General features: G+C 38.7%; 2 protein-coding genes. Both read right to left on the reverse strand.

The genetic code is table 11. The features are described 5' to 3' along the window. Window positions 1–224 precede the first annotated feature (224 nt). A complete protein-coding gene (locus QT996_RS27060; RefSeq protein WP_333050447.1) occupies window positions 225–6,878 on the reverse strand; it encodes an amino acid adenylation domain-containing protein in 6,654 nt (2,217 codons plus the stop codon). Between the two features lie 263 nt (window positions 6,879–7,141). After that, window positions 7,142–12,589 carry an AAA family ATPase gene (locus QT996_RS27065; RefSeq protein WP_333050448.1) on the reverse strand — a complete coding sequence of 1,816 codons (5,448 nt, stop codon included), beginning with the start codon at window positions 12,587–12,589 and terminating at the stop codon, window positions 7,142–7,144. Window positions 12,590–12,737 lie beyond the last annotated feature (148 nt).

A 12,737-nucleotide genomic window follows, 5' to 3' on the forward strand; every position in this document is an offset into this window, starting at 1 on the left:
TTTTTAGCTGGCATTTTTGTAGAGATTGACTAAACTCATTTTTTATTATACCCTATTTAAAGGTACAACAGCTTAGCTACTTTCCTAATTAGCATCTTTTCTGCTAAATGAGCCTGCACTATTTTTTGCCGGAGATCGAGAGAATACGCTTTCCGACGGTTTGACTACAACAATGATATTTTATTGGACCTCATAACAGCGGAAACCGGTGTATATTGGAGGCGTTATCTGTAGTCGGCATTTAGAGAATTGGTATAAGGCGCGGTTAGTCTAAACTTCAGTAAGTACGATAAGTAAGTATTTAACAATCTTTCATCTATAGGTGGACAGCTAATGCAGCTACCAGCTAAACCATCGATCACGTTTTGAGAATCAAAGCAAGGAAGTGTAATCGTCTGTGCAGATACGGTTTCATCAGAGAAAAGGCTGACCAGTGGATGCAAAGCATTTTCTGGTGAATTATCAACAAGTTGTAATAACTCGCAGTGCCACTGTTGGTAAGGAATGCGTTCAAGGGAGTAGCCAAAAGAGCCAAGGCAATCGCAAAGCTGATTCCAAGAAAGAGGATGAGGATTAACTAAATGAAAAGCTTTTCCCACTAATTCTTTTTGTTTGGATAAATGAACAATCGCTTGGCTGACATAATCCACCGGAGTCATGTCTAACAGGATGTCTAAATCAGGTGTTTTTCCCATTTGAATGCAGCCTTTAACCATTATGCTGATTAAATCGGCAGTATTGCAAATACCTGTTTTGCTGTCTCCCGTGATGAATCCCGGTCGATAAATATAAACAGGTAGCCCTCTAGAATGGGCCTTCATAACTAAATTTTCAGCAACCCATTTACTTCGATCGTATCCCTGTGTAAGTTCATTGCCATTCTCAAGTTTGTCGTGTTCGTAAACAGCTTTTACCTGATAGTAAGAAGGCGTACATAAAACGGCGACAGTTGAAACAAAATGCACTGGTTTTATCTTCACCAAGCAAGCTAATCTCAATACTTCTTGAGTACCCAAAACATTTACTGCTTTTAGTGCAGAGTATGGATAAACCAGATTGATTGATGCACCATTGTGGTAAATTACATCAATTTTGCTGGCCAGGGCAGAAAATTCATTTGATGTAAGTCCTAAGAAGGGTTGAGATAAATCTCCTAAAACTGGGATGATGCGGTTGCTAATAGGTGGATTAGAAAGTACATAGCGTTCTAGACTGTTTTGGATCTTCTCTATGCCTTGTTCGAGATTGGATGCTCTTACCAGGCAATAAATATTTGCCGGAGTTTTATTTAGTAACTCATTAAGTAAGTGAGTACCGAGAAATCCAGTTGCTCCTGTTAATAAGATATGGGATGGTTCTTTATCCCATTCAAAATTAATATTTTCAGGAGAGATGGTAGGATCTAAGATTGCTTCCGCATTTAGATCGATCGTTTCTTCTTGCGGTGATGTAGAAGTGGAATCTGTCTGACTAGCGAGAGCGATCGCATCCGCAATTCCAGCAATAGTCGGTACTTCAAAAAATTGTCGCAGTGATACTTCTACCTGAAAAGCATCTTTCACTTTAAACATTAGCTGAGTAACTTTTAAAGAATGCCCGCCTAGATCGAAAAAGCGATCGTAAATGCCAACTCTATCGATACCGAGAATCTTTTTCCAGATTTCAGCTAACTTTTCTTCCACAGGAGTACGAGGCGCAATGAATGCTGTTTCTAGTTCTTCTCGATTTCCTTCTGGCACTGGTAAGCTTCGCCGATTTACTTTTCCAGAAGGAGTTAAAGGCAGTGCTTCTAAAAATACAAAAGCATTAGGAATCATGTATTCAGGCAATTTTTTTTGCAAAAAGTGCCGCAGTTCGTTCGGAGAAGATGCGAACTCTTTGGAAGCAACTACATAAGCAACTAAACGCTTGTCGCCTGGTATATCTTCCCTAACAATAACAATAGCTTCTGCTACGTTTGGGTGTTGTGCCAAAGCAGTTTCGAGCTCTCCTAACTCAATCCGAAAGCCGCGAATTTTTACTTGGTCGTCAATTCGACCCATATACTCGATGTTACCATCTGGTAAATAGCGGGCTAGATCGCCAGTTTTGTACAGTTTTGAGTTTTGAGTTCTTAGTTTTGAGTTTTCTTCTAATTCAGAACTCAAAACTAAGAACTCATCACTATTTAAGAAGGGGTTTTCAATAAACCGTTGGGATGTTAAATCTGGTCGGTTGATATAACCATTGGCTAAACTAACACCGCCGATGTAAAGTTCTCCAGGAATACCAATTGGTACTGGTTGTAATTGTAAATCGAGGATGTGGATTTGGGCGTTGCCAATAGGACGACCGATCGAGGGTAATTTAGGCCAATTTTCAGGTGAACCCGTGAGAGTAAATGCCGTTACGACATGACTTTCGGAAGGGCCATATTGATTGTGTAAAGTGCAATCTTTTAGCTGACTAAACCAATTGACGATCGCTCTACTAATTTGCAACTGTTCGCCCGCAGTAATAATTTCTCGCAAACTATCAGGTATGGTTCCTCGCTCCTCAGCAACCTCAGCTAGATGCTGAAGCGCAATAAAGGGAAGGAACAAACGTTCGATCGCTTCATCTTGGAGAAGCTTCAATAAAGCTACTGCATCTTTGCGAATAATGTCTGAAATTAACACCAAAGTGCCGCCAGAACACCAAGTAGAAAAACACTCCTGAAAAGAAACATCGAAACTGATGGGGGCAAATTGGAGAGTTTTAGTAGCAGGAAAAGCGAAATTTTGTAATTGCCAATCGATCAGATTCACCAGGGGACGGTGACTCATTGCTACCCCTTTTGGTTTGCCTGTCGAACCTGATGTATAGATAACGTAAGCTAAATGGTCGGGCAATACGGCTGTGGAGGGGTTATCTTGCGGGCGTTGGGCGATCGATTTCCAGCCCCGATCTAAACAAATCGCTGGTATCCCATACTCTAACAGTGGCGGCAATAAACTTACCTGAGTTAGCACTACTGGAACTCCGGCATTTTCCAGCATATAAGCTATCCGTTCTTGCGGATAAGCCGGGTCGAGAGGTAAGTAAGCCGCACCTGCTTTTAAGATACCCAAAAGTCCGATCGCCATTTCCAGCGATCGTTCTACGCAGATACCTACTACCGTATCTGGGACAACTCCTAACGATCGTAAATGATGCGCTAATTGATTCGCCCTTTGATTCAACTCCCGATAAGTGAGTTGCTGCCCTTCAAATATTACTGCTATCGCATCGGGATTTTGCTCTCCTCGATCTTCAAATAACTGATGGATGCACTTATTTTGATAATAATTGGTCCCGGTAGCATTCCAATTTATTAACTGCTTTTGTTCGGTAATTGTTAACAAAGGCAACTTCGAGACAGACTGCTCTGGATTGGCAACAATGCTTTCCAGTAAAGTGATAAAATGCCCAACCATTTGGGAAATAGTAGTAGCATCAAATAAATCGGTATCGTACTCAAAACGACCAATTATTCCTTCCGGCCTTTCATCCAATTCTAAGTACAAATCGCACTTCGACGTACCAGCATGAATATCCATCTGGCGAACTTGCCAATCATCAGAATCCAAAGTTACGATCGGCGGTTCTAAAATAAACATTACCTGGAATAATGGATTCTGACCCAGCTTTCTTTCTGGTTGAAGTTCTTCTACCAACTTCTCGAATGGCAATTCTTGGTGAGAATAAGCTGCTAATACTACTTCTTTTTCCCTGGAAAGTAACTGTCGCAAACTGGGAAAACCAGAAAGGTCAGTACGCAGAATTACCGTATTGAGGAAGTACCCAATTAATCCTTCAATTTCCGGTCGGTTTCGCCCACCAGTAACAGTGGCGACGGGAATATCTTCTTGTCCCGAATAGCGGTAGAGCAAAATTTTGAATACCGCCATTAATGTCATAAATAAAGTGACATTTTCCTGAATAGAAAAAGCTTTCAAAGCCTCAGTTAAACTCTTGGAGAGTGCCAGAGTTTGCATTGCACCTCGAAACCTTTGAACTGGCGGTCGTGGATTATCGGTGGGCAAATGTAGCGGGGGCAAATCTGCTAATTGCTGTTTCCAGTAAGCTAGCTGTGGCTTCAGTAATTCTACTTGTAGTTGTTGCCGCTGCCAGTAGGCAAAGTCGGCATACTGAACGGTTAATTCTGGCAGGGACGAGGGTTTGCGATCGCAAATAGCTTCGTAAAGTGCTACCAGTTCGGGAAATAGCACGCTGTATATAGAAACCGCATCTAAAACAATGTGATGTAGGGTTATATATAGTCTGTAATCCGTCTCGCTGAGTTGAATTAGCGTAGTTCGTAGCAACAAATCCGAGGTAAGATTAAAAGGTTGCCGTGCCTTTTCTATTACCAACCGCAAAGCTTCTGTTTCGCGATCGCTTTCTGACGCTATTTCTTGAAGATTAATTAATGGCAGAGGTAAATAGCAACTTGGCTGAACGATCCGAATTGGTTGCCCATCAACGACAGAAAAGTTAGTTCGCAGAATTTCGTGGCGATCGATAATTTGGTTGAAACTTTGTTCTAAAGCTAATCGATCGAGCGAACTCGGTAAGTAAATTGTAAAGTGTTCGTTATAAAAAGGATTACCCGGTTCTACTTGTGCCAAAAACCACAACTGTTGTTCGCCAAAAGAGAGAGGCAAATTCTGGTTGCGAGAAATCACTTCGATTGGAGAAAGTTGTAACTTTGAGTTTGTTTGAAGTTCTGTTTCTATTTGCTGGGCTAATTCGACTATTGTGGGTGCTTCAAACAAAGAACGCAGAGACAATTCTATTTCAAGCTTATTTCGGATGCGAGAGATAACTTGAGCAGCTAGTAACGAGTCTCCTCCGCATTCCCAAAAGTTGTCATGAATCCCAACTCGCTCTAAACCTAAAATTTCCGCCCAAATTCTTGCTGCCACTTCTTCAACCAGAGTACGAGGAGGAACAAAAGGCATTAACTCAAGCTCTGGTTCCCGTTTCCCAACATCTGAGCTATAAACAATATCGGTTACAGTTTCAATATTGCTATTTGACAGTTCATTTGTGATTTGTCTAGGTGAAGGTAGCGCTTGACGATCCAGTTTGCCGTTGGGAGTTAGCGGCAATTCTTTCAGGACAACAAAGTTAGAAGGCACCATATATTCGGGCAACTTCTGTTTTAAGAAGTTACGGAGGGTACGGGTAACGGTGCGTTGCAAAACTTTCAAAAGTTTCTGTTGTTCTAGGAGATAATTTAAGCTTTGTTGGATGATAATTTGCTGTGTTGGCGTTAGCTCGAACTGAATCCCCGTTTGCTGTTCTTCTTGCCATACTACTTTACCTTCTACCCACAAAAATTGAGCATTTTCTGGTAGCTGTAGGTGCAAGCGGACGCGACTACCTCGCTCTAAAATTTCTGTCATTCCTAGTAAGCTAATACCACCTATTGAAATGTCTTCGGTGGTTACTTCTATAGTACGATTCCCATCAAATCCAACCAAGCAAGGACTTTGATAAGGTATCCGTTCCGGGATGAGATTAGAGACGATGTAGGCGACTAAACGCTTGTCACCAGGTACGTCTTCGCGTGCGATCGCAACGGCTTCTCGCACGTCAGGATGTTGTCGCAGTGATGCTTCAATTTCAGCTAATTCAATCCGAAAGCCGCGAATTTTTACTTGATGGTCGATCCTCCCCACAAATTCGATATTGCCGTCTGGTAAATAACGAGCCAAATCACCAGTTTTGTAGAGGCGCGAACCTGGTTCATTGCTAAAGGGATTGGGAATAAATTTCTCTTGAGTAGTTTCGGGACGGTTGAGGTAGCCTCTTGCTAATCCCACACCAGCAATGTGGAGTTCTCCAAGAATACCGATGGAAACGGGTTGGAGATGGCGATCGAGAATATAAACTTGGGTGTTGTCAATTGGACTACCGATGTGAGGCAACGTATTCTTTGTACCATCGCTTTCGACCAACCCAGAAGTCGTGACTACAGTATTCTCAGTCGGCCCGTAGTTATTGACTAATTTGAAGGGAATGGAAGCTGATGGATGCTGATGAAGCTGATCTCCACCCGTTAGCATGATTCGCAAAGCTCCATCAAAAGGCCATTGTAGCGACAACAGCTTTTCTGCTAAGGGGGTAGGGACAAAAGTAATTGTTATCTCTTTGGTCAATAGCCAGTCGCGCAGTTTTTCTGGAGACAGAAGAATATCAGGAGCGATTAAATAAATACTCGATCCTGATGCTAAATAAGGCCACACTTCCCACACAGAAGCATCAAATGCAGTTCCAGCTAGCTGAGTAGCCCGGTCTAATGATGTGACCTCAAAGGCGCGTTGATGCCAGAAAACTAGATTTAACAGCCCTGAATGGGGAATCAAAACCCCTTTGGGCTTTCCTGTTGAACCGGAGGTGTAAATGACATAAGCCAAGTTATCGGGCGTCACGCCAGTGGTGGGAGAAAGTTCACTTTCGGTAGAGATTTCTTCCCAATCAGTATCCAAACAAACTACCCGTGCTTTATGTTCTGGTAACGAGGCAATCAGTTGTTTTTGGGTTAATAGAACTGGCGGTTGCGAATCATTGAGCACATAAGCGATACGCTCAGATGGATAGGCAGGGTCTATGGGGATGTAAGCGCCGCCAGCTTTGAGTACGCCCAGGATTCCCACGATCATATCAAAGGAACGTTCGACCCAGATGCCTACTAACACTTCTGGCCTTACTCCGAGCGATCGCAGGTAATGCGCCAACTGATTCGCTTTTACATTCAATTCTCGGTAAGTTAATTTTTGTCCTTCAAAAACCACCGCTACAGCATCCGGTGTACGCTCCACTTGAGATTCAAACAGTTGATGAATAGCTCCACCTTTCAAACGATCGGACATTTGATGCTTCCTCTAAGTAATTATACTAAGTGACTGATTGTAAGCGATTATCTAGAACTTTCTCTCTGAAGCAATGCTCAATTAAAAGCCTTTGTGTTTAGCGAAAAGCTTGACAGGTTCGAGCTAAGTTTAAAGCTTAATCTTCTGTCCGCTATTTTTGGGATCGGTGCTACTAAATATAGGTTACTCCAAATTGAAAAAAAATCACAAATTTAGGAGCGATCCAAAATTATTTACTACCTTCAGAATCAACCAAATAAAATCTACACTAGGGAGCTTGACTTTTGGCGATTTTGCTGCTTTACGGGAATCTCAATTATGAACTCCGCACCTTGACCTGGTGCTGAAACGCAGTTCAGTTGTCCGCCATGTTTTTCAACCACAATTTGATAACTAATAGACAACCCCAAACCCGTTCCAGAACCAACGGGTTTCGTTGTGAAGAATGGGTCAAATAGTTTACTACGCAGTTCTTCTGTTACGCCAGTTCCATTGTCAGCAATGCGTATTCTTATCCAATCGCAATCTATTACTTCAGTCACGATAATAATTGTGCTAGAGTTTTCCTTAATTTGTGTTTGTGGCCGATGGCGATCTTCTAACGCATCAAGCGCATTAGTAAGAATGTTCATAAATACTTGATTTAATTGACCTGGATAACACTCTACTAATGGCAGTTTTCCATATTTTTTAATAACCTGAATTGCTGAATGAGTCGCCTTTTTATTCAAACGGTTTTGCAAAATTAGCAGCGTACTTTCAATACCCTCATGTATATCTACTGATTTCATATCTGCTTCATCTAAACGGGAAAAATTTCTGAGTGACAAAACGATTTCGCGAATACGGGTTGCTCCCAGTTGCATTGAAGAAAACAATTTAGGTAAATCTTCCAATAGGTATTCCAACTCAATTTCTTCAATATAATTTTGAATTTCTGATTTAGGACTATGATTGCTGTGTTGGTAGAGATCAATTAAATGTAATAATTGCTCGCTATATTCCTTAGCGTGGTTTAAATTACCATAAATAAAGTTCACCGGATTGTTAATTTCGTGAGCAACGCCAGCAACTAATTGTCCCAAACTAGACATTTTTTCAGTTTGGATAAGTTGTGCTTGAGTTTGCCTTAGCTCATCCAAAGCTTTTTGTAATTTAATTGCTTGGCCTTTTAATTTATCATTTTTTTCGCTTAGTTCAAATGTGCGTTCTTCCACCTTTTCTTCTAACGTGCGGCTGTATTCTTCTAAACTTTTATAAAGCAAAGCATTTTCTAAAGAAATAACTATTTGTGTAGAAAGTATTTTAACGATTTCTAAACGAGCCGATGTAAATGCACCAACAGTCAAATTATTCTCCAAATAAATTATGCCAATGAGTTTATTTTGATTAATAACTGGAGCACATAAAATGGATTTGAGTTTAGCTTTAATAATATACGAATCTTTGACAAATATTCCCTCTTTGGCGGCATTATTTAAAACAATATTCTCTTTAGTTCTGGCTACGTAATTTATTAAAGAAACTGGTAAATTTTGGCTAGTATCTATAGATGTCGATGGCCACAAAGTTATTTTGTCTTGTTCTACAGTACCAGTCGCTTTGAGCGTTAAAATACCATCGGTTTCTAAAACAAGGCAGCTAGTTTGAGCGCCAGCATTTTCCATTAAAACTTTTAGTAATTTATCCAAAAACTTATCAAGTACAATTTCGCCAGCCAGAGCTTGCGATGCTTTGATAATAGTTGCTAAGTCTAAAACATCGGCTTTAGTTCCTACGGTTGAAGAACTTGTCGTAACATTTAGTTCTCTACAATAAGTTTCATTAGAGGTTAAATATAGTAATTGCGGGTATCGTAATTCCAAATCTTTAACTTTTGCTATTGCTCCCCAACGAACATAGCAATAGTATGATTCTACTAAATATATTTGAGCTATTTTTTCTCTTCCAAGACTGCGATAAAATTCTGATGCTCTTTCATTCGCTATTGCTTCTTCGTGAATATAGCCTTGTTCTTTTGCTCCTTGAATTGCCAGATCGTAATATTCCATTGCTGGCAATATATGCCCTAAAATTTTAGCTTGTTCTGCCTCTACCAAATAATATTTGTGTTCGTAATTCATCGGAGCATATAACGACCATTTTTTTAATTTAATTTGGTTTAATTCCACTTGGTGTAGGTTAATTTCTAGCTCAATTTCTACTATCGTTGAACATTGTGCAAGTAAAATCATAGAATAGTAAAAATTTTGTTCGCCTGTATGTACTAAACCCGCCGAATAACCAGAATATTGCTCGGCTAGATTTGCATAACTAAGTGCTTCTGAGTAGTTTTGAAGTAAATATAAAAATATTGACTTGGAAAGATATGTAAAAAAAAGTAACGCGCCATTATTTGATTGGATAAAAATAGGTAACATTGCTTCTTCATCGAAAAAATTACCGATCGCTCTACATTCTTTTTCGGTCTTATTTAATAATTTTAAACCTAATTGTCGCCAAATTACAATGGCGAAACTCAAGTATTTTTGTTTTAAATTAACTAATAAATTCGTATAAATTGTTTGTTTCGCACAAACTTCATTTAGATGCTCGCCAACAAAAAACGGATAAACAGAAGTGTAAATAGCGGTATAACTAGCATACTCTAAGTCGCCACTTTCTAAGCCATATTGAACAGCTTCTTGTAAAGGCTCTATGGTTTCTCTGGTATGGCTTACCCAAGGTTTGATATGACCATAAAATACTTCAAATACTTTAGCTTTAACTTCTTTGGCATTCAATTTATCCACTAAATTTATTCCTAATTTACCGAACTGATATCCACGTTCAATGTTGTCTATTGAAGTACAAAGGAGCAAGCCATGAAAAGTATAAGCGAAAGCAGATAGTGCTGAATTTCCATATCTAATACAAATATTGACCATCGTAAACACGATCGGTGCTAAAAGTGCTGGATTCATTACAAAGGCAGGAGTTATCGCTTTAACTAATATTCGCATGGCTGCAAGTTTATCAGGGTCAGTCATTTCTGGTAAATTGCTTAAACTACCAATATCTAATTCTTCAGGCAATTTTTCAACTAAAGGTTCTCCTAGCATTTCCAGCACTAACAACGAGGTGTCAAGTGCTGCTTGCATCTGATTGAGAGAAATATAAAATTGAATTTTTATTTCGTAGGTTTTTACTTTTTCTAAAAGCGAAGTAGCTTGTTTTAAAATACAATCACCAAGGGAAGTTGAACTTTCAAAGTTACCATTTAAATATTCTACTTCGACTGCTTCTATATGCAGAGAAAAAGTTGATTCATAATTACTATGCCAGCTATCTTCAGCAAGTAATTCTAGTCCGAAATTTAAGTATCTCTGCGCGAGTTCATAAGCTGCTGCTGCCTTTGCTTTCCGCGCAGATAACAGATTTAACTCAGCTAGCTCTTGTTTAATTTTTTCACTTATAATTAACTCTGTAGCGATATTTAAGTGATTAACAATATCAAAAACTTTATCTTCTATTTCTGTTGTTTTAGTACTCTTTAGCAATAGTTGACCGACTTTTAAATGAATTTCTTTTTTTTGATATGCTGGAATCAAAGAATAAGCGGCTTGTTGAACGCGATCGTGCAAAAATTTATACTCAATATTTAGAGGTAAGCTACTTGGGTTTTCGATTTCTTCAACTAATGGTAATGACGTAGTTAAATCATCAGTCAGAGGAATTTTATAAGCACCGCTTAAAGGTAAAATAAAATCTTCTTTAAGTGCTTGCCAAAGCTCGTTTGCTGTAGATAATAAAGATTTTTCATTGACAATTGCTAAATCTTTTAATGTAAATGTATTCCCAATACAGGCTGCCACTTTTAAAACACTTTGCGTATAATTAGGCAGTTTTTGAATTTTGTTAACCATTAATTCAACAACATTATCCGTAATTTTAACTTCTTTAATTTTTTGAACATCCCACTGCCAATTACCAGCGTTTACATCGAATGAAAGTTGGTTTTCTTGGTAGAATGTTTTAAGTATTTGAGTTACAAAAAATGGATTTCCAGCCGTTTTGTTAAAGACTATTTTCGCTAGAGGAAAGGCTGTTTCTAATTCGCAGTGAAGCGTGTCTGCAATTAATTGATTAACTTGAACAGTATCTAAAGGTTGTATATCGATCTGATTTACCTTAACTCCAGCTTTTTTAATTTCATCCAAAAGTAACATCAATGGATGAGTCTCGTTAACTTCGTTATCTCGATAGGCTCCAATTAACAAAAAGTATTGACTATCTAATGACATCATTAGTAGCTGGAGTAATTTTAATGAAGCAGAATCAACCCACTGTAAATCATCTATGAAAAGAACGAGAGGATGTTTTTGACTCGTAAAAACACCCAAAAACTTTTGGAAGACTAAATAAAATCGATTTTGTGATTCTCCAGGTTCTAATTGAGGAACAGGTGGTTGCATCCCAATAATTAATTCCACTTCAGGAATGACATCAATAATAACTCTGCCATTTGTACCCAAAGCTTTTAATAATTTATTTTGCCAAATTTCGACTTTTTCTTTGCTTTCAGTTAATAGCTGTCGCATCAAGTTCTGAAAAGCTTGAATCATTGCAGCATAAGGAATACCACGTTTAAATTGCTCGCATTTCCCAGAAGTAAAATAACCCTTTCGCCGCACAATTTGTCGATCGATTTCATTAATCAAGGCTGTCTTGCCGATTCCTGAGTAACCGGAAACAAGTATCATCTCACTCTTACCTTGAGTGGTTCTTTCAAAAGCAGCGTTTAGGGTAGCAATTTCTCGATCGCGACCGTAAAGCTTTTGGGGGATTTGAAATTTAGCAAAAACATCATGCTGACCGAGAATGAAATTTTCAATTATTCCATTAGTTTGTAGTTGAGTTAAACACGCTTCCAAATCTGCTTTAATTCCATAAGCGCTTTGATATCTATCCTCAGCAGTTTTAGCTAGTAATTTCATCACGATATCAGATACTACTTTCGGGATCCTTGAATCTAATTCATGCGGGAAAGCGGGTATTTTAGCAATATGACTGTGAACGAGTTCCATCGCATCTGTAGTTGGAAATGGTAACTGTCTAGTCAGCATTTCATAAAATGTGACGCCCAAAGAATAAAAGTCAGTACGATAATCAATCGCCCGATTCATCCTACCGGTTTGCTCTGGGGACATATAGGCCAAAGTTCCTTCTAATAGATCGGGATTGCTGACCAGATATTTTTCTTGCGTAAGAAGTGATGCAATTGAAAAATCTACGATCTTTACTTTTAATGTTTGAGAATTAATAATGATGTTATCTGGCTTGATATCTTTGTGTATAATATTTAGTTTATGTACTTCTTCTAAAGCTTTAGTTAATCCAATTGATATTTGCAAGAATACAAATAAATCTATACAATCCCCAGACTGAATAATTTTTTTCAGGGAATTGCCACCAAAATCTTCTAAAACTATAGCTATATAATTGTTAGATTTTTCTATTGCATAAGCTTTGATAATACCTTCTGATTTTAAATTTTTAATTAATTCATACTGATGTTCAAATACATAAATATCTTTCCTAGAAGAATATTCTTTTTTAAGAATTTTAATAATAACAGGTTGACGATCTCGAATTCTCCGCGCTCTATAAACCAGAGTTATTAAACTATCGTGAATTTTTTCTAAGTATTCATAACCTGCAATAATAAACATGGCGTAATTGCTCAACTAGGGGAAAAAATGGAGCCATCAATAGAGAGAGCTTGTTGAATAGATTGATAAGCAGTTAAACCTTGACGCTTCCCAGTATTGACAACTGAACGAACTGCTGCAAATAAATCTCGCCCCCATGAAGAACGGA

Source organism: Microcoleus sp. S13C4, assembly GCF_036700865.1.
Lineage (GTDB): Bacteria > Cyanobacteriota > Cyanobacteriia > Cyanobacteriales > Microcoleaceae > Microcoleus.

What these genes read in the sequence shown, in the direction of transcription:
- QT996_RS27060 (WP_333050447.1), bottom strand. Translation starts at nt 6,878, where the DNA reads ATGTCCGATCGTTTGAAAGGTGGAGCTATTCATCAACTGTTTGAATCT.
- QT996_RS27065 (WP_333050448.1), bottom strand. Translation starts at nt 12,589, where the DNA reads ATGTTTATTATTGCAGGTTATGAATACTTAGAAAAAATTCACGATAGT.